Below are 26,069 nucleotides of genomic sequence, written 5' to 3' on the forward strand. Positions count from 1 at the left end.
CCTCCCATTCCGTGGCACTAAGCCGCAGTAACCGTGATCCGGCCAGGCTCGCCACGCTTCCGATGAGGCTTTAGCGTTATTTCAACGTCCTGGTCGAACGCCGTCAGCATGCGCAGCAGCTTTTCCACTGAAACCAGCTTGAAATGCCCTCGAAGCAGCTTGGACAGGTCCGGCTGCTTCTTCTCAACCAGCTTGGCGGCTTCAGTCTGCGTTATGTCTCGTTCTACCGCCAGCCGCTTCAACTGGACAACGAGGGCGGCTTTCAGTTGATCTTCCCGACCTTTGGCAGGCCGAGATCAGCGAAAGCGTTGCTGGAGCCCATGCTATGGGCGAACACCTCCTTCGTGCTCACCATCGGTCTTGCTTTGTCGCCGGGTGGATGGCCGTCGTTTGTCGTGTTAGTCACGGACACAACAGCATAAGCGTCGAAGCTTTCGTCAAAGAGCAGCAGGGCTGCACCGAAATCGAGGGCTGGACCGAAATCATTCGAATACCGACGCCGCTCATCAGCGGTTTCATCGTGCTGGACGAGCGTGTCATCACGACGGGCGTTGTGCTGCTTCTCGCCGCCGCCGCGATGATCGTCCGTCGTGAAAGGGCGGATCCGCCGCGCGTACAAGTAGAGACCGACAACTCCTGCTCCCTCTACAGGTACACCATCGGCTTAATGGAAATCCGCGCAATGTTCATGCAATCGCGGACGTGTTTTCGGCGGCGCAATGGGACGTTTCGGTAAAAAGGGCCGATTCTATTAGTGGCCACGGACTCGACTTCGCCTTTGGCGCGAGCGCCGCCACCGATAAATCGAAACGTTCTGCCGAGGCTGTAGAGATGATCGAACTGTTTGATCGCGCCAAAGTTGACTGGGCGATTGACACTCTTGCCTCAGTTCCCGAGGAGGGCTTCCTCTTCATTGTGGGCGAACCAAATTAGCCGCTTCACATCGATCGCGGCGGGTGTCAGCCGCGGCCCCGCTACATGCTGGTCGACACCCGACTATGTTGCCAGACTATACGAACATGGAAGAACACACAGGCCATGTTGCTGAGGCGGTATTTGGGGGCGATATCTTGTTTCAGCGTATCGATAGCGCCAAGCGGGGTCGGCACCGCACGGTCGCACCGCGACCGAAACATCTTGGTAACCCCCTCAAAGCGCGTCTCGTCCTTGTTGATCCGGGTTTTGGCATGGGACGCGCCGTGCTGACGTCCTTCTGGTCGAGGCGCTGACCGAGCGGCGGACGATCGACCGGTATGGCAGCGGCGAGGAGATGAACGCCGATGTTGGAGCGCTGGTCGATACGTTGCGGACACGGCTCGGACCGGAACGCGTCTTTCGCCTGACGCCGGTCGAGAGCCAGATTCTCGAACGCGCGGTCAAGCGCATCCCGCCGCCGCGCCCGCAACGGGTGTTTCCTGGCCGCATGATTTGCCGCGGCCCGCACGTCTTGTCTGTCCGGCCGCCTGAAGGCATCGGCGTACTGCGCGACTACCAGCGGGTCGAATGTTCAAGCGGCGAACGTTTTCTGGCTATTTCGAGACCCGCCAAAGCGGGCGGCCGCTAGTGGTTATGGGAAATTGGCGAAGCACGAGGTGAACTAAAATCGACCTCGGGATGGGAATCTCGCGCCAGTCTCGAGCCGCGGCGCGAACATCTCATTTGAATTGTAATTTGCTTTCCTTGAGTAATCGCCATCGCGCGATCCGAAATCCAGAACCTGGCCCGCCTTACTGAGTAACGACAGGCTGGATGGAGGCGTTTTGGATGCTTGAGGCGCAAGGATATATCGCAATCTCGGTCATCTATTTGGTCGTCGCCTGGGTTCATTGGCGGTTTTCAAACAAAGCTGACGTTGCGACCGGCCAATCGACGGCGAACGAATTGAATGAGCAAGGAGCCAGAGAATGAACAAGGAGACCCTGATCATCTGCGCGAGTTACGCTGCCATCGCAATGATCTACTTCGCGATGGCGATTGCTCATGCGGTGGGCATCTAGAAGAAGCCGGCGAGTGAGAGTGCACTCGCGGGCTTGATTGCTAGCTCTCAGGGCTCGATTTTGTCGGTATTGGTTGGCAATGGCGAGCACCGAACACTGCTCATATAACCGAGTTTCTCAAGGTCGATGGACGAGTTAACGTCGCGCTTCAATCTTGGCATCCCGATTACCTTCGATGTGGATGGCATCGCATGAGCCAAGGACAATGTCCGATCCTTCATTCCAGAGGCTTGAGTCTCTTGGATTGCCGGAGGGGAGAGCATGATCTGTCCTTCCCGATTGGCAAAGGAAGCCCGCGCTGTCTTGATCTGTAAGGCAATCTCGGAAATCTCATTTTGCCTGTTCTTTAGCTCTGCCGTGACTTCCTTTTGCTGCCTCACGAACGAGGCGACGACATTCGATAGCGATTCCGAGCGCGCAGGCTTCAGGGATTGGTTGATCCAGTGCATCTCGGCAACTTCAGCTTGCAACTGGAGCGAGAATACGGTCATCGTAATCGTACTCACAATTAGAGCGACGCCAGCTATTCCGAACCCTAGACGCAAGCACCATCGCGCAGTGAATATGCGTGCAATGGAGTTTGCAGCAGCGCCGAACCGCCCATGTGGGTGGAGTTCTCCCCGAGGCTTCGGATCGCCCTGAGACTTTCCCGTGAGCTCGCGCAATGCCTGCGGCATTTCGGGGCGCAGTCCCGCTGCTCGCAGTTCCTCTCGAATGACGGCGTCCGGATAATCGAGAACATCCGTATGATCTTCCGGCGGGTTCGCGTCGAGGCGAGCCAAGATCGTTTCGATAAGCGATTTATCCATGTTTACTCCTCCAGATCAGCGATCTTGGTGCCAGACGGCGGCTTACGCTTGACGCGCAAGTCGTTCCCTCCAAGCTCCAGAATGATGCGGCGCAAATTCTTCTTGAGCGCGTCCACTTTTTGAGGAGAAACACTCATGGACTCGGCTATTTCACGCGAGGTTCTCAGTCCTGCGAGCATATGCATCGCCACTTGGTTGGCCCCTGGGTCCTGTTGTTCGATGAGTCGCGAAAGACTCGCGATCGACAGCGCGTCGTCTTGAGTGGGACGCGCGGGGAAGCGGATCACCGCTTCATCATCGAAATCGAACAACCTTGCGCCTGGTGACCTCATCTGATCGCTGCGAATGCTTCGCATGATGCCGACGAGATAGACGAAGAGTTCGTATTTTTTTAAATCAACCGCCCTCGTTGTGAGGCTCCGCGTAATAGCTTCTTGCGCAAGGTGTTCGGCTTCGTGCCGCCTGTTCGCTCGGCCGACACTCATCCGATAGGCGACAGCGAGGACTCTTGGATAGAGGTCGTCCCAATCGATGTCGTCCACCCACTCCGGTCGTTTTTGCATTCTTCACCGCTTTGATCGAGGCATTCTAATGCCCGCGCCCCATCGGGTTGGCGAACAGCTGAATCTCATTCGGGTAGGCGAGCCTGCGGCACGTTTTCATCGCCACTCGACCAAATAAATTCAACAACATAAAAATCTTTGCAAAAAGCGCCGGCTTGTTCTTTTGGCAGGAGACTTCCGGCGCGACGGGCCGGCGATCCGCGAGCTCGGCTTCAAGGTGTTCAGCTATGGGCTCTTCGCGAAGGGCGCCGTCAAGGAGACGCTCGGGACGATCAATCAGCCGATCGCCGTCCAGCCGGGCGACATCGTCAGCGCGGATGATGACGGCGTGATGGTCGTGCCGAAGGCGACCAGCGCCGCGGTCGTAAAAAACGCACCCGCACGTGACGGGAAGGAAGCGGGGAATCATGAAGGCACCCTGGACGCAGGCGACATTCGAGCTTTCGGGGACGAAACGGGTGCTTTCCGCCAAGAATTGCACCTGGGACTGAGGCCGGGTGCCGGTTGCACGGGCGGCGGCAGCGCCCGTTTCGATGTCCCGATATCAAACTGTTTGGCCGGAATTACTCCGGATGCCTTGATGGGCTCAGCTCTCATTCGCGAGAGATTTTCAGATCCAATTGGCTTGCGAGCCACAACTTTCTCGATGCAGTGAGGGTGAATTGGAATACCGGCGTGCGAATCCCATTTAATGCAATGATCGGACCGTAAGTTATCCCAGCCGGCTTTGGTATAGATCGCCACAAGCTCTCCACGAGAAAACGACTTCTTGTGGCCGCATGCCAAACTCTCCTTGGGAATAGGATGGTCTGCTTGATCGAGCGTGTTGGTGAAGCAGTGGAAAACTGGCGCACCGTAACTGGCTACGGCCGGCCCGGCCGAAAGTATCGCGCTCGAACCTCGCGAGACATTCCTCAAAGCACTCGGCGCCGAGGCCGAAATCATACATCTGCCGGGCATTGGTCATTGGATCATCCACGACGCACATGAAACCATACTCACGCATCTCCAGCGGTTTGTGGTTTAGCTTGTCGCGGAACGTGAATCTTGACGACGTGGTCTCGGCGGCATCGGCGATGAGGCGCGACGCCTGTCAATTGCTTTTCGCATGTAGGCGCGCGGGCTTGATCCCATTTCCGTCCGGAATGCGAAGATGAAAGCCGATCAGCGGGGAATGCTATCGACCCATTGGTAACGCAGTTCCAATGGCGACACCGACATAGGCATAAACGAAATGCCGAGTTGGGCGTCAGCCCCGCAGGACTGACGCTGAGGCCGGAACTTGCAGGATAGGAAGAGGTGGTGTGATCGGCGCAAGCCGAACAGGGAGAGTTTCCGCTCGGTTCACGGGCAGCAAATGCCGTTCTCGTGTTTGGATCTCACTGTTCGCGAAGCCCATCCGAGCATGCTGCCCTAGCCAATCCTTGCAAGTCGGGGGCCGTCCACATATGAACCGAGCCGCTTGGGCGCGTCACGGCGTTCGGCTTCGATCCTTCGCGCAAGAGCAGATCATGCCATTCGCCGGGGTAGAAACGAAGACCGGGTCATTATGCAGCAGCCTCCTGCACACAGGTCCGGCCTTGTCTTACCTTGCCGCGATACCGAACGGCTGCAAAGGAAATTTCACATCCTTTGGAGAGGTTTCGCTTTGCGCCCAGGACGCGACCCGGAAGTGGCACCTTCTCAGTCGCGGCTGCGACTACTTCTTTTTCTTTGAGGTTTTCTTTGCCACCTTCTTGGTGGCTGTTTTCGCGGTCTTCTTCGCCTTCTTCGCTTTCTTGGCCATCTCGTCCTCTGTCAGAAATCGTCTCAGTGAACATGCGCACGCCGTGTATCGACACGCGCAACGCCCGGGACGATATCACAAATGCGAGACCGATGCCAACGCGTTGCCCGAAGTCGCCCTTGAGTCGCTCGTCGGGGGCGGTCGGTCCCGCGTCCCACCTTCGGCGGCTGGACTTCTCCTACTTGGAGGGGGTCTTGGCGGCTTCCAGTTTCTCAAACAGCGTCGCAAACATCTGCTTGGCTTTGCCGACCTGCGGCACCGCCTTGGCCTGATCGATGTTGGTCGGTGCGCCGACCACGATTACCGCCACCATGCCCATGGCGTAATGCGGCAGGCACTTCACGCCATAGACGCCGGCCTGATCGAATTTCACACTGATGTCTTCGCTCGTCTTGCCGACGAAGGGAGCCGCGCCGTCCGGCAACATGCCCTTGACGGTCTCGGCACTGTGTCCCTTGTCGGCGGCAACGAATTTGACGGTATCGCCGGGTTCGATTTTCACCAGCGCCGGCTCGAATACCATCATGCGGCCGTCCGAACCCTTGTTCAGCATCTTGACCTCGATTTCGGCGGCGGCAGCGAAGCTCGTCATGGTCAGCATCGCTGCGCCGGCCAGAAGCGACGCCTTGTGCATTGTGATCTCCTGTCATCTCGGGTTGATGGACCATTAACTAGCGCTGGATCGCCGGTCGAGATTTGAGCTGACGCAATGTTTCCGACGAATTTCCGTGTTTTTATGGACACTATGGAGCTGTCGCGGAGAGAGAAAATGCGGCAATCGACCGTTCGGTCGTGGCCGAAATCCCGTTGTTGTCCGGACTTGCACCTGGAGAGCCCGACGAGATTTCGCGCGAGGCGCGCTCCGTCCGATATGATGAGGACACCGCTGTCGTTGCGCAGCGACCGATGCGAAGTCGTTCTTCGTGCTGTTGCGCAGCCATTGGCGCGTTGAATAGACGACACCTCAGGGCCGCCGGATCGTGGTGCGCTCCGTCTCGCCGGGCGAGATCTTCGACCGAGTGGAAGGTCGCGATCGGGCAGCCGACGCAATGCAAGCCGAAATTGAGGGAGATTCGGGTGCTCGAAGGCCAACGCTGAATGACTGTGTCAACGGTCGGCTCGATGGTCGGGAGCGCGATCGCTTTCATGGTGCCAGTCTGCGCGCCCGGTGCCGTCGCCTGTTGTGGTGACGCAAACAGCACGGCGATGACCGCTTCGCCGGATTGAGGGAGAACGGCGGCGCGTGGTCCTTGAGCTGCGTCAATACCCCGGCGGGAAGCGTTGCTAGTGTTGCATTCTTTATAGAAAGTCCCGCCAAGGCGCTGGATGCGCGACCGTTGCATGCTCCCCGGGCGGGCGAGGGTACCCTGCGAGATGAAGGTAATGGACGAGCGAGCGGTTTGGGAAGCAATCTCGACAGCCCCGTATGAGCGAGCGCTCGAGCTCGCCGTGATCGAAGGCAATCGCGTGCATCCGCTGATCTTCGCCTGCCGTCGCACTCCGAGCGGCTGGGTCAAGGATACGACCCGTGAGCGGGTTGTCATCCATCCGACGCACTGGCGTCCGTGGCCCGCGAAAGACTAGTTTGCTCCAGCCCCCTCTTGCCAGAAAGACGGCCAGTCGTGCTATGAGGCGGCGATCACCGTGCCTTCTCGTAAGGCGCGCTCGTTTCTGCATCGGGTCACTGAATGACAGCACAAGGCCGAGTTTGGCTTCGCTACGGGGCGGCGGCCGGCGCCGCCGCTTTCATCTTCTTCGTGAGCCTTGCCTTGCATCATTATTTCGAGGATCGGACCTTCACCGTGATCTATGTTCCGGTCGTAGCCTTTGCGGCATTTGCTGGCGGTTGTGGGCCCGCGATCTTCGCAACTCTGCTCTGTCTTGGAAGCAGCGCCTATTTCCTCGGAGCGGGCCTCTACAGCAAGCCGGCGAACCTGATCGAAGTCTCGTTCTTCGCGGTCATGGGACCCATCCTCGGCCTGATCGGCGACCGGCTGCGGCGAGAGTCCGAAGACGCCCGATATCGGCAGGCGCAGCTTCAGTCGATCCTGGATACCGTCCCGGAAGCCATGGTCGTGATCGATGAGCGGGGCATCATGCGCTCCTTCAGCGTCACAGCCGAGCGCCTCTTCGGCTGGTCGGCCGTGGAGGCGATCGGAAAGAATGTCTCGACCCTGATGCCCACACCCTACCGGGCCGAGCACGATAGCTATCTCGATCGCTACCGCTCCACGGGCGAGCGTCGCATCATCGGGATCGGGCGGATCGTGGTCGGCGAGCGCAAGGACGGCTCGACGTTTCCGATGGAGCTCGCAGTGGGCGAGGCCAAGGTTGGCGCCGAACGGTACTTTACCGGCTTCGTCCGCGATCTGACCGAACGCAGAACCCAGGAACGCCGTATGCAGGAGCTGCAGTCCGAGCTGGTGCACGTGTCGCGGCTGACCGCCATGGGCGAGATGGCTTCCTCGCTCGCGCACGAGCTCAATCAGCCATTGTCCGCGATCACGAGCTATCTACGCGGTGCCGCGACCCTGCTGAAGGCGAGCGAGGTTGACAAGCGGCGCGTGCACGACGCTATGGACCGCAGCGCCGACCAGGCGTTGCGCGCCGGCGACATCGTCAAGCGCCTGCGGGAGTTCGTCGCCAAGGGCGAGACCGAGCACACCATCGAGAACCCGGCAACGCTGCTCGAGGAGGCGGCTGCGCTGGCCTTGGTCGGCGCCAAGGAGCAGGGTGTGCGCGTGTCGCTGCGCTGTGATCACGATCTTCCCGAAGTCGTTGTCGACAAGGTCCAGATCCAGCAAGTCGGGCTCAACCTCATCAGGAACGGCATCGAGGCGATGGAAACGACCAGCCGGCGCGAACTGACCATCGGCGTCGCCCGCCAAAGCAGGTTCGCATTCTTCTCCGTTACCGATACTGGCGCGGGCATCGCGCCGGAGATCGCCGAGAAGCTGTTCCAACCCTTCGTGACCAGCAAGGCAAACGGCATGGGTGTAGGTCTTTCAATCTGCCGAAGCATCATTGAAGCACATGGTGGCCGCATCGCGGCGCGTCCCAACGATGGGGGCGGCACCGTGTTTGAGTTTACGCTGCCTTTCGCCGAACCGGAGACGGCTGATGAACGATAAGACGGTCATTCACGTTATTGACGACGACGCTGCGATGCGCGATTCGCTGGCATTCCTGCTCGACGTCAATGGATACAAGTCGCGGGTCTACGAGACTGCCGATGCCTTTCTGGCTGGCGCCAGCGCCAAGACGTTGAGCTGCGTCATCTGTGATATTCGCATGCCGGGCATGAGTGGCATCGAGCTGGTTAGAAGGCTAAAGCGCGAGGGAGCATCCGGCGCTGTGATCCTGATCACCGGTCACGGCGACGTTGCGCTCGCGGTGGAGGCGATGAAGGCGGGTGCTGCGGATTTCATTGAAAAGCCGTTCGACGATGCGGCGCTCCTGGACGCGATCCGCGCTGCGATCGACGTTCGTCCCTCCACTCTGGGCGAGGATTCAGCTCGAACGGTGGCCGCGGCGCGGCTGGCCGACCTGTCGCCGCGCGAGCACGACGTGCTGCAGGGACTCGTGGCCGGCAAGATCAACAAGGTCATCGCGCATGACCTCAGTATCAGTCCGCGCACCGTCGAGGTCTACCGTGCCAATCTCATGGCGAAGACGAGGGCGCGCAGCATGTCCGAACTGATGCGTCTCGCGCTCGCTGCGGGTCTGTGAGACGTGGGGCAGCGAGGCATCGCGTAGCCGCCGGTCGGGAGGCGCGACCAGTGCCGGTGCTTGCGCTGAAGACTGGCGTCGGTTGCAGCGTGCGAGCGCCCGGATAACATCCTTACGCACGATCACACCCGGGAGCCGGCTGCCGGCGTCGACGACGGGCGAGCTCTTGAAGTGATACTTTTCCATCGAGTGCAGCACGCGCTGTAATCTCGTCTCAGCATCGACCGTCATGACATGGTGCGACATGATCCCTTCGATGGTCGTGCCCATCATTTCATCGTACTGCGGCAGGATGCCGGCCTGGCTCGGAGCGAAAGCCTTCAGTGCATCGGCTCCCGAGACGATCCCGACCAGCTGTTGCTCTCGACCGGATACTCGCCCACGACCATGGTGGTGAACAGGTGCAAGAGATCACCAACCGTCATCTCCGGAGCGACGGCGCTCGCGCACCGCCTCATGTTGTGCTGAACTGTCTCCTCGAGAAATCCATACATGGCGGTCTCTTCGCGGGTCGCGGGTTTGATTGCGCGATCATGCAGCAATCACGCAACTGGTCCTCGAGCTGGATCAAGTGATAGCGACAGTTGATCGAGATCAACACGCGCACTGTTTCCCCGGGCTAAGGATGTCCTTGCTAAACTGGGAGGTGGGAAATGCCCCGAAACATCGGAATCGTCGATCAAATGGTCCGCGCCGCGGTTAGCTTTGCCGTTACCGCGTATGTTTTGAACGATGGACCTTACGTCGAAAGCGCGAGGTTTTTTGGCGTTATCGGCCTCTACGTGCTGGCGACCGCGCTCTTGCTCTTTTGCCCGCTGTATGGCGTCCTCGGTCCGCCCACCTGTGGACGGCCGGGTCGTTCGGTCTGAAGCTTTCCGAGAAGGCGGAGACAAGCCGTGTCGCGCCTTCAGCGTCTCAGCCGTTCGCGTCCGTGATGCAACGGCGTGCTTGAGTTGGACGAGGAGGAGCTGGCCATTCGACAGGCGAGGCGGAGCCATCATTCAAATCGCAAGCGTTCTGCTCGGTTTCCCGACGCTTGATGCCGGACAATCGATCGCAGATGACGACTGGGATCTCAGTCCTGTTGTGACTCGTTGCTGTCATCCTGATCATCGGCTTTGCCGTTGTTGCGGCTGGATCGGCGATCAGGAGCGATGTCTGAATGATCTTGCTCCAGACCGTCGCTCCGGTTCTGCGCAAAATGTCAGCAAACAGGAGAACACAATGCCCTCATTTGATGTGCGCTTCATCAAGACCGTTTGCGACGACACCGGGCACGAGCATCGCGCGTGCCAGGCCGCATTCACCATCGAAGCTCCGTCACTGACGGAAGCAGTTCGGCGAGCCGAAGCCGACTTCTGTCGGCAGAAGCAGGTCCACGATTGGACCATCTTCGCGGATGCCGTCGTATTCCGGACGCCGACCGCGCTGGAGCGGGCTTGGGCGTCCTAGCAGGGCGAATATCTTGGACACCGTCGTTCGCCGCTATGCCGGCTACAATGTGCCGCGCTATACCTCCTATCCGACTGCTGCCGATTTCTCGGCCGACATTGGCACGAAAGACCACGAGGCCTGGCTCGCCGGGCTCGATGGGCGTCAGGCCGTCTCGGTCTACCTTCATGTGCCTTATTGCCGCGAGATATGCCCGTACTGTGGCTGCAACACCAAGATGGCGGTGCGCGACGATGTGATCGATGCCTATCGCCAAGCGCTGGAGGCGGAGATTGATCTTGTTGCGAGCCTCGTCGGGGAGAGGCCCGAAATTTCCCGGCTGCACTGGGGTGGCGGCACGCCCAGCATTCTCGGACCTGACGGTTTGCGATCCGTCATCGCTGCCCTGCGCAGGCAATTCCCGTTTGCGAACGGCTTCGAGCACGCGATCGAACTCGATCCTCGTCACGTAAGTGTCTCGCTCGTGGACGCTCTCGCGGAGCGCGGTGTCACCCGTGCCAGCCTGGGTGTACAGGACGTCAATCCTCTGGTTCAGGCCGCGATCGGCCGCCTCCAGCCGCTGTCTGTCATCAAGACGGCGGTCGAGCGCTTGCGGTCGGCCGGAATCGAATATTTGAACCTGGATCTGATGTATGGCCTGCCGCTGCAGACAGCAGCCTCGATTCGCAGGACTTGTGCGTTGGTTGCAGCGATGGCGCCGGATCGCATCGCTTGTTTCGGCTATGCGCACCTGCCGCTGCTCAAGGCCAACCAGCGGCAGATCGATGGAGCCAAGCTGCCGTCGCAGGACCAGCGCATCGATCAAGCCGAGGCCATGTCTGAGGAGTTGATTCGCGCCGGTTATGTGAGAATCGGCATCGATCACTTTGCAAAACCCGGCGATACGCTCGGGCAGGCCGCGGCCACCGGCAAGCTACATCGCAACTTCCAGGGCTATACCGACGATGGCAGCCGCGTCCTTCTCGGGCTCGGCGCCTCCTCGATATCGACTTTCGCGGACGGTTTCGTTCAGAACGTCACCGATGTCCCCAGATACGTCAGCGCCATCGAGGCGGGCTCACTCGCCCCGGCCAGGGGATGCCGGCTCGACGAAAGGGACCAGCAGCGTGCGCGGATCATCGAGCGGCTGATGTGTGACTTCGCCGTCGGTCTCGATGCCGTCGCACCAAACGTCGATTTTCGCGATGAAATGGCGATGCTGGCACCGATGCAATCGGACGGATTGGTCGAGATCGACGGCGGGAGATTGACGGTAACGGAAGCCGGCCGGGCCGTCGTTCGCGTCATCGCCGCAACCTTCGACACCTACAGAAGCTCGCCGGCAGCACAGTTCAGCAAGGCAATTTGATCTGCGTCAACGACGAAGCCCGTTGGCGAATTTAAGACATGACCGAAAGATGGGGCACAGGTCGTCAAATCATGTGCGTCCAAGCGGCCGGCAACAAGCGCAGTAGGCTGTTGAGCAATCTCCTTGACCGCTTGAAACGTGTCATGGCTCGCTGGAACGAGATGCAGCAGCTGGACTCCGGGGAGATGGAGACCATTGCGCGCGAGCTCAATCTTTCAAGGGCGGAACTCGCTGCGCTTACCTTGAAGCCTTCGGGCTCGCTTCAGTCCCTGAGCGGGCGCCTCTCCCATGCGGGCCTTGCCGAGGACGATCTGGCAGCATCTCACGGTGACGTGCTCCGCGATCTGCAGCGGGTGTGCAGCCAATGCTCGTCCACGGCGCGCTGCACCAGGGATTTGAATCACGAGCGGCGAGCCAACCCGGCACAGCACTGCCCAAATGAGCAAACGTTACGAGCGTTGGCAGACGAAGTGCGTCGGTGCACCTCTCGGATCCTGCCGTTTCCCGCAGGCCGCAATTGATATCGATCAAACTGTGTGCCTCGCGCGTGTGTTTCCCTGATTGCGTTCCATTCCCAAGGATGCGCACCATGACGAACGCCTCCGCCAGTGCAAAATCGATGACGGTCGGAGAAGCGGTGTTGTGGCCGTTGTTTGCGGTACTCGCGTTCCTGTGCCTGATCGGTGCCGGGTCTGCGCATGACGCCCCGTTTGCATTTCACGCATCGCTCGGGTGCGGCGCCAGCATCCTGGCCACGTTTGCGATCCTCAACCGCTACCATGATCGCCCGGCCGAACTGCCGCCGCAGCAGATCAACGGGCGACCCAATTACAATCTGGGTCCGGTCAAGTTTGCATCTGTGGCGGCGATGTTCTGGGGCATCGCGGGCTTTACCGTCGGGCTGATCATCGCATGCCAGCTCGCTTGGCCTGCGCTTAATCTCGATTTGCCCTGGACCACCTTCGGCCGCCTGCGGCCGCTGCATACGTCGGCCGTGATCTTCGCCTTCGGCGGCAATGTCCTGATCGCGAGCTCGTTCTACGTCGTGCAAAAAACCTGCCGCACACGGCTCGCCGGCGATCTCGCGCCCTGGTTCGTCGTGCTCGGTTACAATTTCTTCATCCTGATCGCCGGCACCGGCTATTTGCTCGGCGTCACGCAGTCGAAGGAGTACGCGGAGCCCGAGTGGTACTCCGACCTGTGGCTCACCATCGTTTGGGTCACCTATCTGCTGGTGTTCCTGATGACGCTGGTGAAGCGCAAGGAGCCGCACATCTTCGTCGCCAACTGGTTCTATCTCGCTTTCATCGTCACCATCGCGGTGCTGCACCTCGGCAATAATCCCGCGTTGCCGGTGTCGTTGCTCGGCTCAAAATCCTACATCGCCTGGGGCGGCGTGCAGGATGCGATGTTCCAGTGGTGGTACGGCCATAACGCGGTCGGCTTCTTCCTGACTGCCGGCTTTCTCGCCATCATGTACTACTTCATTCCGAAGCGCGCCAACCGGCCGATCTACTCCTACCGGCTGTCGATCATCCACTTCTGGGCGCTGATCTTCCTCTACATCTGGGCCGGTCCGCATCATCTGCACTACACCGCGCTGCCCGACTGGACGCAGACGCTGGGCACGACCTTCTCCATCATGCTTTGGATGCCGTCCTGGGGCGGCATGATCAACGGGCTCATGACCCTGTCCGGCGCCTGGGACAAGCTGCGCACCGATCCGGTGCTGCGCTTGATGGTGGTCTCGGTCGCCTTCTACGGCATGTCGACCTTCGAAGGGCCGATGATGTCGATCAAGGTCGTCAACTCGCTCAGCCACTACACCGACTGGACCATCGGCCATGTCCATTCCGGCGCGCTCGGCTGGGTCGGCTTCATCTCCTTCGGCGCCCTGTATTGCCTGGTCCCCTGGATCTGGAACCGTCAGCTCTACAGCCTCAAGCTCGTGAACTGGCACTTCTGGATCTCGACGACCGGCATCGTGCTCTACATCTCGGCGATGTGGGTGTCGGGGATCCTGCAGGGCCTGATGTGGCGCGCCTACACCTCGCTCGGCTTCCTCGAATATTCCTTCATCGAGTCCGTCGAAGCCATGCATCCATTCTACATCATCCGCGCGGCCGGGGGCGCGCTGTTCCTGGTCGGCGCGATGATCATGGCCTTCAATCTCTGGATGACGGTCAGGGCCGGCGAAGCCGAGGAGGCACAAGCCGACGGACAGCTCCAGCTTGCCGAATAGGTCATCCCATGTCCTTCTGGAATCAACACAAAATCGTCGAAAAGAACGCGATCATCCTGATCGCCGGAATCCTCGTCGTCATCGCGATCGGCGGTCTCGTCGAGATCACGCCGCTGTTCTACCTCAAGAGCACGATCGAGGTGGTCGACGGCGTTCGTCCCTACACGCCACTCGAACTCGCCGGCCGCAACATCTATGTCCGCGAAGGCTGCTATCTCTGTCATTCGCAGATGATCCGTCCGCTGCGCGACGAAGTGGAGCGCTACGGTCATTATTCACTCGCCGCCGAGAGCATGTACGATCACCCCTTCCAGTGGGGTTCGAAGCGTACTGGTCCCGATCTCGCCCGGGTCGGCGGCAAGTATTCCGATGATTGGCACGTCCGGCACCTGATCGACCCGCGTGCGATCGTGCCGCAATCGGTGATGCCGGGATATCCGTCGCTGGCTGCGACCGTAGTCAATCTTGAGGACATCGCCGCGCATCTGCGGACCAACCGCGCTGTCGGCGTACCTTATACGGACGACCAGATCGCCCACGCCAAAGCCGATCTCAAGGCCCAGCTCGATCCTGACGGCGCGGATGCCGAAGCGTTCCAGAAGCGCTATCCAAAAGCGCTTGTCCGCAACTTCGACGGCAAGGCCGGCGACCCCACCGAACTCGATGCGCTGGTCGCTTACCTGCAAATGCTGGGAACTCTTGTCGACTTCAAGCTCTACGATGAAAAAGCAAATCTGCGTTGAAGGTGATTGGCGATGAAAGCGATTATCTCGATCGAAAACCCGGCGTCGCAGTTCGTTCTCAATTTCTGGACACCGATCTTCGTCGCCGTCTTCCTCGCCATCGTCTTTTATGCGCTGCGTCCCCGCAACAAGGCGCCGTTCGATGCCGCGGCCAAGATGCCGCTGCGGGAGGATTGACAGATGAGCGAGCACAGCGACATCGACCACGTTTCCGGCCGTTCGACCACGGGCCACGAATGGGATGGCATCAAGGAACTGAACACTCCGCTGCCGCGATGGTGGGTGCTGACCTTCTACGCCACCATCATCTGGGCCCTCGGCTATTGGGCGGTCTATCCGGCGTGGCCGCTGGCGAGCGGCTATACGACGGGCCTATTTCACTATTCGACGCGCGCCAGCATGGTTGACGAACTCACTAGCCTGCAGACCCAGCGCGGCGAAAGGATGAAGGTGCTGGGCAACGCGTCTCTCGCCGATATCGAAAAAGATCCGGCGCTGCTGGCGCTGGCGCGGGCGCGGGGCAAGACGGTGTTTGGCGACAATTGCGCGCCCTGCCACGGCAGCGGCGCCGCCGGCGCGAAGGGCTATCCCAACCTGAACGACGACGACTGGCTCTGGGGCGGCTCGCTCGACCAGATCATGCAAACCATCCAGTTCGGTGCGCGATCCGAAAACGCCAAGGCGCATGAAGGCCAGATGCTGGCCTTCGGCCGCGATGGCATCCTCAAGAAGGACGAGATCGTCACGGTTGCCAATTATGTGCGCTCGCTTTCGGGGCTTTCGACCGCACCCAGCTATGACATAGCGGCCGGCAAGACGATCTTTGCGGAGAATTGCGTGGCCTGCCACGGCGAGGAAGGCAAGGGGAATCCGGAACTCGGCGCTCCGAACCTCACCGACAAGATCTGGCTCTATGGCTCCGACGAAGCCACTCTCGTCGAGACCATCACCAACGGCCGCGCCGGCGTGATGCCGGCCTGGGTCGGTCGTATCGACCCTGTCACCATCAGGGCGCTGACGGTGTACGTCCACTCGCTGGGCGGCGGCAAATAACAAAGGCCGGAGTGCTTGTTCGGTTGACGTAGGTCAAGCCCGACCGCTGCACTGTCGTGTAGCGTTTTCGGAAGAGTTTTGATGAGCGTTCCGATGAACAAGAACGTCAAACCGAACGAGCTCTTCAGCGGCGATGATGACATGCCGCTCTACGCACCGCACAAGAAGGTCTACCCGCAGCGCGTCTCCGGCACCTTCCGCGGCATCAAATGGGGGCTGATGGCGTTGTGCCTCGGCGTCTATTACCTCCTGCCGTTCGTGCGCTGGAATCGCGGCCTCGGCGCGCCCGATCAGGCCGTGCTGATCGATTTTCCCAACCAGCGCTTCTATTTCTTCTTTATCGAGCTGTGGCCGCAGGAGGTCTACTACTTCACGGGACTGCTGATCCTCGCTGCCTTCACGCTGTTTCTGACGAACGCGCTCGGCGGCCGCATCTGGTGCGGCTATGTCTGTCCGCAGACAGTCTGGACCGACCTGTTCTACGCGGTGGAACGCTGGACCGAGGGCGACCGCCGCGAGCGAATCAAGGCCGATGCCGGTCCGATGACGGCCAACCGCCTGGCGCGGCGGGTGCTGAAACACGCGATCTGGCTGATGATCGCCTGGTGGACGGGCGGTGCCTGGGTGCTCTATTTCTCGGATGCGCTGACACTCGTGAAGGATCTCGTCACTTTCCAGGCGCCGGCGGTCGCTTTTGTCTGGATCGGCATTCTCACGGCCTCGACGTATCTCCTGGCTGGCCACGCGCGGGAGCAGGTCTGTCTCTACATGTGCCCGTGGCCGCGCATCCAGGCCGCGCTGACCGACGAGTGGGCGCTGAACGTCACCTATAAATACGACCGCGGCGAGCCGCGCTGTTCGGTCAAGAAGGGACTAGACCTGCGCTCGCAGGGCGAGAAGGTCGGCGACTGCATCGACTGCAGGCAGTGCGTCGCAGTCTGTCCGACCGGCATCGACCTCCGCGAGGGCGCGCAGCTTGGCTGTATCCAGTGCGGCCTCTGCATCGACGCCTGCGATACTGTGATGAAGAAGATCGGTCGGCCGACGCGACTGATCGGCTACGACAACGACATCAATGTGCAGCACCGGGTCGCCGGTCAGGCGGAGATATTCAAGCCGATCCGGGCTCGGACGGTCGTTTACGCGTCGCTGATCGCCGTGGTCTGCGCGGTGATGCTGTATGCGCTGCTGACGCGGTCGCTGCTGGATGTCAACGTGCTGCATGATCGAAATCCCGTTGTCGTCAAGCTCAGCGATGGATCAATCCGCAATGGCTACGCGTTGCGCTTCCTCAATAAGCGCGGTTTCGACCGCGTCATTGCCGTCGATATCGACGGCCCCGCCAACGCGCAAATCCACGTCATCGGCGTCGACTTTGTTACGCCCGACCGGCCGATGATCGTCCTCGCGCGCGATACGACCACCGAGCTGCGCGTGCTGGTGACTGCACCTTTCGACGAGAAGGCGCAGAAGACCCAGCCCGTGAAATTCCGTGTCACCGACATCGGGCTCGGAGAGGTCGCCTCCGCCACCGATCATTTCGTGACGCCCTGAGATCAGAGGAAAACCGGATATGACGACGTCTTCATCGGCCATACGACCAATCACCGGGCGCTTTGTCCTGATCACTGTCGTTTGCTTCTTTGCCGTCGTGATCGGCGTCAACGTGGTCATGATGCGGCTTGCCATCGCCACGCTGCCGGGGACCGAAGTCGACAGCGCCTATAGCGCGAGCCTTGCCTATCAAAAAGAAATCCAGGCCGCACATCAGCAGGACCAGCGCGATTGGACGGTCGATGCGCATATCGAACGTGAGGCCGACGGAACGACCCGGCTGAACCTGGACGCAAGGGCACAGGACGGCGTGCCGCTTACCGGATTGTCGGTCTTCGGCCGGCTCCAGCGGCCGACTGACCGCAGAGCCGATCAGGCACTCGAGATCTTGGAAGGCGGCGGCGGCAGCTACCGCGGCCTCGCGCATGGCGTTGCGGCAGGACGGTGGGACCTTGTGATCGAGGCCGTCCGCGATGGAAAACGCCTGTTTCTGTCGCGCAACCGCGTCGTCCTGAACTGAGGGCTGCGGCGATGCAATCAACGATCGATTTCTCGCACTACCTGAAGAAGTCCGGCACGGACTTGTTGCATCTCGATCTGGCGATCGAAGGCATCAATTGTGCCGGCTGTATGGCCAAGATCGAGCGCAATATGTCGAAGATTCCGGATGTCACCTCGGCGAGAGTCAATCTGACCGATCGGCGCCTGGCGCTGGAGTGGAAGGCAGGGGCACTGGATCCCGCGCTCTTCGTCGATCGTCTCGCCGAGCTCGGTTACAGGGCCTATCCCTTCGAGCCGGCCGCCGCGGAGACGAAGGAAGCCGAACGCGCGCGCGCGCTGCTGCGGCGCCTGGGCGTTGCGGCTTTCGCGGCGATGAATGTGATGATACTGTCGGTGCCGGTCTGGTCCGGCAATGGCAGCGACATGCTGCCCGAGCAGCGCGACTTCTTCCATTGGCTCTCGGCGCTGATCGTGCTGCCGGCCGCGGCCTATTCGGCCCAGCCGTTCTTTTCGTCGGCCTACGGAGCGCTCCGTGCGCGCGGTGTCAACATGGATGTGCCGATTTCGATCGGCATCGTCCTTGCGCTGTCGATGTCGCTGCTCGAAACGGCCATGCATGCCGAGCACGCCTATTTCGACGCGGCGATCATGCTGATCGCGTTCCTGTTGTCTGGCCGCTATCTCGACCAGAATATGCGGCGGCGCACCCGCGCCTTTGCCGGCAATCTTGCCGCGCTGAAGGCGGAGACCGCGACCAAGTTCATCAATCAGGAAGAGATCCGCACCGTTCCCGTCGCTGCGATCCGCCCCGATGACATCGTGCTGCTCCGTCCCGGCGAGCGTTCGGCCGTCGACGGCAACGTCATCAGCGGCCGCTCCGAGATCGATCAGAGCCTGATCACCGGCGAGACACTGCCGACCACGGTGGTAGCCGGAAGTGCGATCTATGCGGGCATGCTGGTGCGGTCCGGCGCGTTGCGCGTGCGTGTGTCGGCGGCCTCCGAAGGAACGCTGCTGTCGGAGATATCGCGACTGCTTGAGAATGCCGTGCAGTCGCGTTCGCGCCATCTGCGGTTGGCCGAACGTGCCTCGAGGCTTTATGCCCCGCTCGTCCACGCCACCGCACTGCTGACGATGATCGGCTGGCTTATCGCAGGCGCCACGCTCCACGATTCGATCGTGATTGCGATCGCGGTCCTCATCATCACCTGTCCCTGCGCGCTCGGCCTCGCCATCCCCGCGGTACAGACGGTGGCCTCCGGCGCGCTGTTCGGCTCTGGCGTGTTGCTCAATTCGGGCGACGCGATCGAGCGGATCGCCGAGGTCGATCGCGTGATCTTCGACAAGACAGGCACGTTGACCTTGCCGGAGCTCGACGTTGCGAATGCTGCGGCCATCCCGCCGGATGTCGTCGATCTTGCGGGCCAGCTGGCGCTGTCGAGCCGCCATCCCGTAGCCGAAGCAGTGGCGCGTGCGGCCGGCGCCAAGGTGCCGCTGCCGGGCATCGAGGAGGAGCCGGGGCAGGGTGTATTCGGCGTGGTCGCCGGAGTTGAAATCAGGCTCGGGCGGCCGTCCTGGTGTGGCGCGGATAAAGCGGCTAACCAGATCCTCCAGAGCGATCCCGAGGCATCCGTCGTCGCGTTCCGGCATGGTGAGACGCGCCATGTCTTCGCGGTCAGGCAGCGGATACGTCCCGATGCGGCGAAGGTCGTCTCTGCACTGCATCGGATGGGCCTGACCGTCGAGATGCTTTCCGGCGACCGGGAACCGGCTGTGCGGGCGGCTGCCGAGACGCTCGGCATTTATCAATGGCGCGCCGAGGTGACCCCGGTCGACAAGATAGTCCACGTCGATGGGCTCAAGCGCGACGGCCACAAGGTGCTGATGGTCGGCGACGGCCTGAACGATGCGCCGGCGCTGGCAGCCGCCCATGCCTCGATGTCGCCGGTCACTGCGACACATATGAGCCAGGCCGTGGCGGATGCCGTGTTTCTCAGCGAGCGGCTTGCACCCGTGGAAGCTGCGATCGCCGTTTCGCGCAAAGCGCGGCAGCTGATGCGGCAGAACCTCTGGCTCGCGGTCATCTATAACGCGCTCGCCGTGCCGGTGGCTATCGCCGGCCTGGTGACGCCGCTGATCGCCGCGGCTGCGATGTCCGGCTCATCGCTGCTCGTAATGCTCAACGCCCTGCGCGCGCGTCGGCAGAGGGAAATGATCTGATGGAAGTCCTGCTCTATCTGGTTCCGCTTGCCATCACGCTCGGCGTGCTCGGCCTTGCGGCCTTTCTGTGGTCACTCAAGAACGGTCAATATGACGATCTCGATGGCGCCGCGTGGCGGGCGATCGCGGATGACGGGCCAGGTGAGGGATCCTCCGGCGAGCGCGCCCCACCGAACGCCAGCATCAGCAATGCGATCGTAATCCCCGTGACGCCCATCAGCGGTATCCATCACGATGCCTGCGCGGCGAACCGAGCGGGGTTTCCGCAAGCTCGACGATCCGCCATCCGGTGAATGAATGGCCACCTGCCTGTCAACAGCAGGTCGTCGGCTGCATCATCGGCCGTCTGTGGCGCCAGTGCGTGGCAGTTACGTCTACTGGCCTCTGCGTTTCGGCATCGAGCCAGCCGTCGCCGTGGCGCAGGCATGAGCCGCCGGGCACGATGATACCGCCGTCAATGATGGCAACCTCGATCTCACGATCGAAGGGCGCACTGGCGATTCGTGCCATTCGTCACGCAGCAGACGCAACACGAATGCTCTTGGTCGGTTCATGGCTGCTTTCCGCCATCGTGAAATGCCCGACGATGGTTGCACAGACAATGCCCGAACCGCCTTGAGCTGCGTCAAGCGGGGCACGAACCGCTGCGCAACCCGAAAAATTGCCGATGGCTCCGGTTTCATACTTAAGGGAACCACCCGAGTTCCGAAACCTGAGGAAACGGGCAGACTGCCGGCATCAACGATCGAACCGGAGTTCTGTCATGCTCACCGCCGCAACCGTCAACTCCTCAATCCACGTTCGTCCGTCCGCTCCGGTTCCGTCGGGGCCGCTTCCCGAAGGCCCGCTGGGCTTGATCGGCGCTCCGATGCGCTTTGCGCGCAATAATGAAATTTACGGCGAAGACGAGCCGGCCAAATATCTCTACCAGGTCATCTCGGGTGCGGTGCGGACCTTCCGCATGCTGGACGACGGCCGCCGTCAGATCGGTGCCTTCTATCTGCCCGGCGATATCTTCGGCGTCGAAGCCGGCGAGGTGCATCTCTCCTCGGCGGAAGCGATCAGGGAGGCGCAGGTCCTGGTCGCCAAGCGCAGCGCTGTGATGGCCCGCGCCGAGTACGAAAAGGATGTTGCCAAACAGCTCTGGACGCTTGCGGTCCGCGAGCTGCAGCGTATGCACGAGCACTCGATGGTGCTGATTAAAAGCGCGGAAGAACGCTTGGCCGGATTCCTGCTGGAAATGGCGGACCGCAATGCCGCCGCTCAGTCGATCGAACTGCCGATGTCGCGTCAGGACATCGCCGACTATCTCGGATTGACGATCGAGACGGTGTCGCGGACCTTCACCCAGCTGGAGCAGGCCGGAACCATCGCGCTGGAAACCTCGCGCCGCATCCTCCTCCGCAACCGCGGAACGCTGAGCCGGCTCAACGCCTGACAATCGAATCTCCGTCCGCGCTTTCTTTTGTCACCAGCTATTTCGCCTGGCTGCGTTTGGCCCCGAGCACCGCGTCGTGAACGGGATCAACGAGGTGAACGCCCGAGCAGGCGAGGCAGGTCACCATCTCATGGCGCGTGCCGGGGGGGCGGAGGTCTCCTCCGCAACCCGCCTGCCTTCTGGCCGGTCACCGGGCAATCGGACAGAACAGGGCGCCAGTGCTGACGGTCAGTCATTCTTCACTCCAGGCGCGTGACCGCCGCTCGCTATCCTAAGCGGCCTTTCATGAGGCAGCGCTATGCTGGCCCCCGCATCCTTTCGAAAGCTTTGCTGCGCGGCCGACGGTTGGTGGGATGGTCGATCCAGGCCAGCACCGCGGCGAATGTCAGACACACACTGCAACCGGCGATCGATGGAAGAAGCGAATCAGTCGGCATCACCAGGAACCTGGTTATTCGCCGATCCGCATTTGGATTCGCGGGCGTCTCCCTGCGGGAACGAGCTGTCGTCTGCGCTGAAACGCCGGCTGGGGCCGGGGTTTTCACCCGTTCGGGCTTCCGTTCCTGACGGAAAGTGCGGGGGGCTCGTCTGGCGATCTCGCCGGCACTGCGCTCCTGCGGCAGACATAAAGAGTAAGAGGGCGGCCGGGTTCGGCCGTGACGGGTTATGAGCTGCGAGAGAGGCTTGCAGCGCCCGTCGCGGAGACCCGCGATGTCCAGACTTCACCCTCGCGCGCGCGCCGGCCAGGACCGGGCAAGCCTTTATGACGAAATCACCGACAAGATCATTGCCGAGCTGGAAGCCGGCCGCGTGCCCTGGGTTCAACCGTGGGGGACTGCGGCAGCGGAGGCGCCGCTGTCGATGCCAAAGAACGCCACGTCCGGCCGGCAATACGGCGGCATCAACGTACTCATTCTTTGGGGAGCCGTCATCGAGCGCGGCTTCGCGGGCCAGAGCTGGCTGACGTTCCGCCAAGCGCTCGCGCTCGGCGCTCATGTCCGCAAAGGCGAGCGCGGGACCACCGTGGTCTATGCCGACCTTTTCGTGCCGGCCGACCAACAGCGCCGCGCGTATGAGACGGGCGAAGAAGCGCAAGCCATTGCGTTCCTGAAGCGCTTCACCGTCTTCAACACCGATCAATGCGACGGGTTGCCCGCGGACATCGCGACCACTGCACCAATGCCGCCGCCCGGCATGATCGAGCCGCAGGTTGAGGCCCTGGTTAAAGCGACGGGCATCGACTTTCGCATCGGCGGCAACCGCGCCTTCTATGCGCCGGCCGAAGATTATGTGCAGGTGCCGCCACCGGCCGCCTATTTCGAGCCGATCAATTGGCACCGTACCGCACTGCATGAGCTTGGCCATAATGCCGCGATCCGGATTATGCCGCATCTGCTCGACGGGGCGCGGTTGGCGGTAGGATCGCGCCAATCCCATTCGGCATAATCTTCGTCGCTCCAACAACATGGAGCACGACGATCATGCCTCAATATATGCAGACCTGCATCGAGCCGTATCTGGACTCGTTCGCCGAGAGTTTTGCGGCGGAGAATTACACCGCCGGCACGGTGAAGACCTACCAATCGATCCTGCGGAAGGTGGGTCACGCGATGGATGTCGAGGGCATCAGCCCCTCGGCGTTGACGCTCGACATGGCCGAGCATCTGGGACGGAAGGTGCCGCGCAAGAAGACCGGCACGATATGGCCGTACAGGTTGGCCCGCCGGTTCGCGCAGCATCTGCTCGATATCGGCGTGACGCAGCCGGTGCCGTTGACGGAGGCGCAGCAGGCGCGCGCGACCCTGCTGGCGGACTTCGAGACCTATCTGGTCAAGCATCGCGGCCTGAGCCCGCGGACGATCTATCACACGCTACGGTTCGCCAACCGGTTCCTCGATCATCGCTTCGGTGATGCGATGGTTGATCCTGGGCGGTTGCGGCCTGCCGACGTGATCAGCTTCGTCGAGCATGTGTTGGCAGGCGCGCGTCGCGACAAAACGGTGGCGACGCACGTTCGTATCTTCCTGCAATATCTGTTCGGCAGCGGCGCGACAGCGACCAATCTGGCGCTGAGCGTGCCCAGGGCGGCGAAGCGCTGGGGCGCACGACTGCCGCGCCATCTATCGCCCGAGGGCGTCGAGGCGGTGCTCGCCTGCGTGCGCGACAACCCCCGGCACGGCGCTCGGGACTATGCGATGCTGCTCATCATGGCCCGGCTCGGCTTGCGTGCTGCCGAGGTCATCGCGATCCAGCTGGACGATATCGACTGGCGCGCGGGCGAACTCTTGGTGCGTGGCAAGGGGAAGCTCCACGATCGCGTGCCGATCAGCGCGGAGGTTGGCGAGGCGCTCAGCCGCTATCTGCGCGAGGAACGCGGACCCGCATCCTGCCGCACGATGTTCGTCACCCATCGCGCGCCGCACCGTCCGTTCAAGGACAGCCAGATCGTCAACGCCGTCCTCAAGGATGCGCTGAAGGCGACTGGCCAGAAGCCGGTAACGCCCTATGTGGGATCGCACCTGCTGCGTCATAGCCTTGCCACCCAGTTGGTGAACTCGGGTGCATCGCTCGACGAGGTGGGCGATGTGCTGCGGCACCGCTCACGCACATCGACCATGATATATGCCCGTCTCGACATCGACGGGCTGCGGTCGGTGGCAATGCCCTGGCCCGTGGCGGGGCGCGCGCAATGAGCCTCACCTCCCAGCTCGACCGCTATCTGGCTGTGCGGCGCCTCCTCGGCTACGACCTGAGCACCAGCGAGCGCATCCTTCGCCGCTTCACGCGGTTCGCCGACCGCGAGCGCGCGACGCATATCGACACGGCGCTGTTCCTGCGCTGGCACGCTACGCTCGGCGAGGCCAACAGCATGACGCGATCGGCGCGGCTTACCGCCGTGCGCCTCTTCGCGCAGTGGCTGAGCAGCTTCGATCCGGCGCATGAACCCCCGCCACGGGGCCTGTTGCCGGACACTGTCATGCGCTCGCGTCCGCATATCTACAGCGATGCCGAGGTCGCTTCGATTATCGCGGCCGCAAAGGCGCTGCCGTCGATCTGCGGGTTGCGCGGGCTGACCTGCTCGACGCTGTTCGCACTCATCGCCATCACGGGCTTGCGCGTCAGCGAGGCGCTCGCGCTCGATGGGGACGACCTTAACGCCGATAATGGTGTGCTGCGCGTCCGACAGGGCAAGAACGGCAAGGAACGGTTGCTGCCGCTCGACCCCAGCACCGTCGAGCGACTGCTCGACTATCGCGTCAAACGCGACCGGTTGATCGGTCGTCCGGCAATGCCGCTGTTCGTAACCGACAAGGCGACCCGGCTAACCGACTGTGCGGCCCGCTACAACTTCGCGCAGGTATGCCAGCAGATCGGCTTGCGACCCGAGCAGCAATACCATCGGCATGGCCGGGGGCCACGCATCCACGACCTGCGCCACACCTTCGCCGTGCGCACGATGATCGACTGGTACCGGACCGGCAAGGACCCAGCGCGCGAGATGATCCGGCTGACGACCTATCTGGGTCATAGCAGCCCCTCCGGAACATACTGGTATCTGGAGGCGGTCCCGGAACTGCTCGATCTGGCGATGGCCCGCGCCACCGCGAGCGGCGGGGAGACGGCACAATGAACGCTATCACCTTGCCTGCGCTGATCCAGCGCTTCTTCACCGACCGGCTTTGCACGCAACTGGAGGCGAGCCGACATACGGTCGCCGGCTATCGCGATACGTTCCGGCTGCTGCTCAGATATGCGAGCGCTCGCCGCAAAAAGCCGCCGGTCAACCTGACGGTCGAAGACATCGACGCCGATCTGGTCGCGGACTTCCTCGCCCACACCGAGGCCGCGCGGGGTAATAGCGCTCGCAGCCGTAATACCCGGCTCGCCGCGATCCGATCGTTCTTCCGCTTCGTCGCGATGACCGATCCGACCCGGCTGCTGCACTGCCAGCGCATCCTCGCCATGCCCAATAAGCGCTATGTGAAGCGTGCGGTCACGTTCCTCGATGCTGAGGAAATGGCGGCGCTGTTGGCGGCTCCAGATCGTACAACATGGGCGGGGCGGCGCGATCATGCTCTGCTGCTGCTTGCGGTCCAGACAGGCCTGCGGGCTTCCGAACTGGTTGGCCTCACGCGGGGCGATGTCGTGCTGGGGACCGGCGCGCACATCCGTTGCACGGGCAAGGGCCGGAAGGAGCGCGCCACCCCGCTTCGCCGCGAGACAGCCAAGCTGCTGGCGACGTGGATCGGCACCGACAAGGATGAAGGCAAGCCGCTGTTCCCGTCGATCCGGGGCGAACGGCTGAGCCGTGACGCTCTTGAGCATCTGGTCCGCAAGCACTGCCTCACGGCGTCGCGCGTGTGCCCGAGCATCGGCACCAAGCGGGTCACGCCACATACGCTGCGCCACAGCACGGCGATGGACCTGCTCCACCACGGCGTCGATCAAGCGGTGATCGCGCTCTGGCTTGGTCACGAGAACGTCGAGACCACCCAGATCTACATCCATGCCGACATGCGGATGAAGGAAAAGGCGCTCGCGCGCGTCGCCGCCCCAGCCACGCCGCCGGGCCGGTTCCGGCCTGACGATCAACTCCTCGCGTTCCTGGAAGGGCTCTGATTATGCCGAACAGC

The 26,069-nt window shown here is 61.8% G+C and carries 30 protein-coding genes and 3 pseudogenes; 24 read left to right on the plus strand and 9 right to left on the minus strand.

Annotated features, from left to right (window positions below; translation table 11 throughout):
* Positions 1 to 17 precede the first annotated feature (17 nt).
* Both ACP2YO_RS12510 and ACP2YO_RS12515 read right to left on the minus strand, forming a co-directional pair.
* The gene (locus tag ACP2YO_RS12510) at positions 18 to 242 is read right to left on the minus strand and encodes a helix-turn-helix domain-containing protein (protein ID WP_426441140.1); all 225 of its coding nucleotides are present in this window, start codon (positions 240 to 242) and stop codon (positions 18 to 20) included.
* Positions 243 to 262: 20 nt separating this feature from the next.
* Positions 263 to 619 (minus strand): hypothetical protein, encoded by a 357-nt coding sequence (locus tag ACP2YO_RS12515; RefSeq protein WP_426441141.1) that lies wholly within the window; start codon positions 617 to 619, stop codon positions 263 to 265.
* 83 nt (positions 620 to 702) lie between these two features.
* Between ACP2YO_RS12515 and ACP2YO_RS12520 the strand changes: the two genes are divergently transcribed.
* The 3 genes from ACP2YO_RS12520 to ACP2YO_RS12530 all read left to right on the plus strand — a co-directional run bounded on the left by ACP2YO_RS12520 (position 703) and on the right by ACP2YO_RS12530 (position 1,908).
* Entirely contained in the window at positions 703 to 933 is a 231-nt protein-coding gene (locus ACP2YO_RS12520) for a hypothetical protein (RefSeq protein ID WP_426441142.1), read from the plus strand.
* Between the two features lie 337 nt (positions 934 to 1,270).
* The gene (locus ACP2YO_RS12525; RefSeq protein ID WP_426441143.1) at positions 1,271 to 1,564 is read left to right on the plus strand and encodes a hypothetical protein; all 294 of its coding nucleotides are present in this window, start codon (positions 1,271 to 1,273) and stop codon (positions 1,562 to 1,564) included.
* Between the two features lie 200 nt (positions 1,565 to 1,764).
* Entirely contained in the window at positions 1,765 to 1,908 is a 144-nt protein-coding gene (locus ACP2YO_RS12530; RefSeq protein WP_426441144.1) for a hypothetical protein, read from the plus strand.
* A gap of 136 nt (positions 1,909 to 2,044) precedes the next feature.
* Here the strand turns inward: ACP2YO_RS12530 and ACP2YO_RS12535 are convergent, their stop codons facing one another.
* Together ACP2YO_RS12535 and ACP2YO_RS12540 are read right to left on the minus strand one after the other, a co-directional pair.
* Positions 2,045 to 2,806, minus strand: coding sequence for a hypothetical protein (locus tag ACP2YO_RS12535; protein ID WP_426441145.1), 762 nt, complete (start codon positions 2,804 to 2,806; stop codon positions 2,045 to 2,047).
* Between the two features lie 2 nt (positions 2,807 to 2,808).
* Positions 2,809 to 3,348: an RNA polymerase sigma factor gene (locus ACP2YO_RS12540; RefSeq protein WP_426441146.1), complete on the minus strand. Its 540-nt coding sequence runs from the start codon at positions 3,346 to 3,348 to the stop codon at positions 2,809 to 2,811.
* Positions 3,349 to 3,532: 184 nt separating this feature from the next.
* Between ACP2YO_RS12540 and ACP2YO_RS12545 the strand changes: the two genes are divergently transcribed.
* Positions 3,533 to 4,024, plus strand: a complete 492-nt coding sequence (locus ACP2YO_RS12545) for a hypothetical protein (protein ID WP_426441147.1) — start codon at positions 3,533 to 3,535, stop codon at positions 4,022 to 4,024.
* An 892-nt stretch (positions 4,025 to 4,916) separates the two neighbouring features.
* On the opposite strand, the gene ACP2YO_RS12550 is transcribed toward ACP2YO_RS12545, so the two are convergent.
* The 3 genes from ACP2YO_RS12550 to ACP2YO_RS12560 form a co-directional block, all read right to left on the minus strand.
* Positions 4,917 to 5,189, minus strand: coding sequence for a hypothetical protein (locus ACP2YO_RS12550; protein WP_426441148.1), 273 nt, complete (start codon positions 5,187 to 5,189; stop codon positions 4,917 to 4,919).
* Between the two features lie 144 nt (positions 5,190 to 5,333).
* Entirely contained in the window at positions 5,334 to 5,789 is a 456-nt protein-coding gene (locus ACP2YO_RS12555) for a pseudoazurin (protein WP_426441149.1), read from the minus strand.
* A gap of 109 nt (positions 5,790 to 5,898) precedes the next feature.
* Positions 5,899 to 6,498, minus strand: a complete 600-nt coding sequence (locus ACP2YO_RS12560) for a hypothetical protein (protein WP_426441150.1) — start codon at positions 6,496 to 6,498, stop codon at positions 5,899 to 5,901.
* Positions 6,499 to 6,538: 40 nt separating this feature from the next.
* Here ACP2YO_RS12560 and ACP2YO_RS12565 point away from each other — a divergent pair, with 40 nt between their 5' ends.
* From ACP2YO_RS12565 to fixJ, 3 genes are all read left to right on the plus strand, one after another.
* Entirely contained in the window at positions 6,539 to 6,739 is a 201-nt protein-coding gene (locus ACP2YO_RS12565) for a hypothetical protein (protein WP_426441151.1), read from the plus strand.
* Positions 6,740 to 6,843: 104 nt separating this feature from the next.
* Complete coding sequence (locus ACP2YO_RS12570) at positions 6,844 to 8,286, plus strand: PAS domain S-box protein (protein ID WP_426441152.1); 1,443 nt, start codon at positions 6,844 to 6,846, stop codon at positions 8,284 to 8,286.
* Positions 8,276 to 8,884 carry a response regulator FixJ gene (fixJ, locus tag ACP2YO_RS12575; protein WP_426441153.1) on the plus strand — a complete coding sequence of 203 codons (609 nt, stop codon included), beginning with the start codon at positions 8,276 to 8,278 and terminating at the stop codon, positions 8,882 to 8,884. The genes ACP2YO_RS12570 and fixJ overlap by 11 nt, the downstream gene beginning before the upstream one ends.
* A gap of 150 nt (positions 8,885 to 9,034) precedes the next feature.
* On the opposite strand, the pseudogene ACP2YO_RS12580 reads toward fixJ, so the two are convergent.
* Positions 9,035 to 9,157: pseudogene (locus tag ACP2YO_RS12580) on the minus strand (transcriptional regulator); the annotation flags it as partial.
* 47 nt (positions 9,158 to 9,204) lie between these two features.
* Complete coding sequence (locus ACP2YO_RS12585) at positions 9,205 to 9,378, minus strand: hypothetical protein (protein ID WP_426441154.1); 174 nt, start codon at positions 9,376 to 9,378, stop codon at positions 9,205 to 9,207.
* 189 nt (positions 9,379 to 9,567) lie between these two features.
* Here ACP2YO_RS12585 and ACP2YO_RS12590 point away from each other — a divergent pair, with 189 nt between their 5' ends.
* The 17 genes and pseudogenes from ACP2YO_RS12590 (at position 9,568) to ACP2YO_RS12670 (ending at position 26,055) form a co-directional block, all read left to right on the plus strand.
* Positions 9,568 to 9,753 carry a YgaP family membrane protein gene (locus ACP2YO_RS12590; protein WP_426443155.1) on the plus strand — a complete coding sequence of 62 codons (186 nt, stop codon included), beginning with the start codon at positions 9,568 to 9,570 and terminating at the stop codon, positions 9,751 to 9,753.
* Positions 9,754 to 10,108: 355 nt separating this feature from the next.
* The gene (locus ACP2YO_RS12595; RefSeq protein WP_426441155.1) at positions 10,109 to 10,336 is read left to right on the plus strand and encodes a hypothetical protein; all 228 of its coding nucleotides are present in this window, start codon (positions 10,109 to 10,111) and stop codon (positions 10,334 to 10,336) included.
* A gap of 10 nt (positions 10,337 to 10,346) precedes the next feature.
* Positions 10,347 to 11,684: an oxygen-independent coproporphyrinogen III oxidase gene (gene hemN, locus ACP2YO_RS12600; RefSeq protein WP_426443156.1), complete on the plus strand. Its 1,338-nt coding sequence runs from the start codon at positions 10,347 to 10,349 to the stop codon at positions 11,682 to 11,684.
* 38 nt (positions 11,685 to 11,722) lie between these two features.
* Positions 11,723 to 12,205, plus strand: coding sequence for a hypothetical protein (locus tag ACP2YO_RS12605; RefSeq protein ID WP_426441156.1), 483 nt, complete (start codon positions 11,723 to 11,725; stop codon positions 12,203 to 12,205).
* A gap of 98 nt (positions 12,206 to 12,303) precedes the next feature.
* Positions 12,304 to 13,926 (plus strand): cytochrome-c oxidase, cbb3-type subunit I, encoded by a 1,623-nt coding sequence (ccoN, locus tag ACP2YO_RS12610; protein WP_426443157.1) that lies wholly within the window; start codon positions 12,304 to 12,306, stop codon positions 13,924 to 13,926.
* Between the two features lie 8 nt (positions 13,927 to 13,934).
* Positions 13,935 to 14,669 (plus strand): cytochrome-c oxidase, cbb3-type subunit II, encoded by a 735-nt coding sequence (gene ccoO, locus ACP2YO_RS12615; protein WP_426441157.1) that lies wholly within the window; start codon positions 13,935 to 13,937, stop codon positions 14,667 to 14,669.
* 12 nt (positions 14,670 to 14,681) lie between these two features.
* On the plus strand, positions 14,682 to 14,846 hold the full coding sequence (locus ACP2YO_RS12620; protein WP_426441158.1) for a cbb3-type cytochrome c oxidase subunit 3: 165 nt from the start codon (positions 14,682 to 14,684) through the stop codon (positions 14,844 to 14,846).
* A 3-nt stretch (positions 14,847 to 14,849) separates the two neighbouring features.
* The gene (ccoP, locus tag ACP2YO_RS12625) at positions 14,850 to 15,722 is read left to right on the plus strand and encodes a cytochrome-c oxidase, cbb3-type subunit III (protein WP_426441159.1); all 873 of its coding nucleotides are present in this window, start codon (positions 14,850 to 14,852) and stop codon (positions 15,720 to 15,722) included.
* Positions 15,723 to 15,815: 93 nt separating this feature from the next.
* Positions 15,816 to 17,276, plus strand: coding sequence for a cytochrome c oxidase accessory protein CcoG (ccoG, locus tag ACP2YO_RS12630; RefSeq protein WP_426443158.1), 1,461 nt, complete (start codon positions 15,816 to 15,818; stop codon positions 17,274 to 17,276).
* A 19-nt stretch (positions 17,277 to 17,295) separates the two neighbouring features.
* Positions 17,296 to 17,796 (plus strand): FixH family protein, encoded by a 501-nt coding sequence (locus tag ACP2YO_RS12635; RefSeq protein WP_426441160.1) that lies wholly within the window; start codon positions 17,296 to 17,298, stop codon positions 17,794 to 17,796.
* An 11-nt stretch (positions 17,797 to 17,807) separates the two neighbouring features.
* Positions 17,808 to 19,997 carry a heavy metal translocating P-type ATPase gene (locus ACP2YO_RS12640; RefSeq protein ID WP_426441161.1) on the plus strand — a complete coding sequence of 730 codons (2,190 nt, stop codon included), beginning with the start codon at positions 17,808 to 17,810 and terminating at the stop codon, positions 19,995 to 19,997.
* Positions 19,997 to 20,152, plus strand: a pseudogene (gene ccoS / locus ACP2YO_RS12645) (cbb3-type cytochrome oxidase assembly protein CcoS); the annotation flags it as partial. The gene ACP2YO_RS12640 and the pseudogene ccoS, both read left to right, overlap by 1 nt.
* A gap of 608 nt (positions 20,153 to 20,760) precedes the next feature.
* Positions 20,761 to 21,435 carry a helix-turn-helix domain-containing protein gene (locus ACP2YO_RS12650; RefSeq protein ID WP_426441162.1) on the plus strand — a complete coding sequence of 225 codons (675 nt, stop codon included), beginning with the start codon at positions 20,761 to 20,763 and terminating at the stop codon, positions 21,433 to 21,435.
* 711 nt (positions 21,436 to 22,146) lie between these two features.
* A pseudogene (locus ACP2YO_RS12655) lies at positions 22,147 to 22,800 on the plus strand (ArdC family protein); the annotation flags it as partial.
* Between the two features lie 116 nt (positions 22,801 to 22,916).
* Positions 22,917 to 24,128: a tyrosine-type recombinase/integrase gene (locus tag ACP2YO_RS12660; RefSeq protein ID WP_426441163.1), complete on the plus strand. Its 1,212-nt coding sequence runs from the start codon at positions 22,917 to 22,919 to the stop codon at positions 24,126 to 24,128.
* Positions 24,125 to 25,066: a tyrosine-type recombinase/integrase gene (locus tag ACP2YO_RS12665; RefSeq protein WP_426441164.1), complete on the plus strand. Its 942-nt coding sequence runs from the start codon at positions 24,125 to 24,127 to the stop codon at positions 25,064 to 25,066. Before ACP2YO_RS12660 ends, ACP2YO_RS12665 begins: the two co-directional genes overlap by 4 nt.
* Positions 25,063 to 26,055 carry a tyrosine-type recombinase/integrase gene (locus tag ACP2YO_RS12670; protein ID WP_426441165.1) on the plus strand — a complete coding sequence of 331 codons (993 nt, stop codon included), beginning with the start codon at positions 25,063 to 25,065 and terminating at the stop codon, positions 26,053 to 26,055. Before ACP2YO_RS12665 ends, ACP2YO_RS12670 begins: the two co-directional genes overlap by 4 nt.
* Positions 26,056 to 26,069 lie beyond the last annotated feature (14 nt).

The organism is Bradyrhizobium genosp. P, assembly GCF_049949265.1.
Taxonomy (GTDB): domain Bacteria; phylum Pseudomonadota; class Alphaproteobacteria; order Rhizobiales; family Xanthobacteraceae; genus Bradyrhizobium.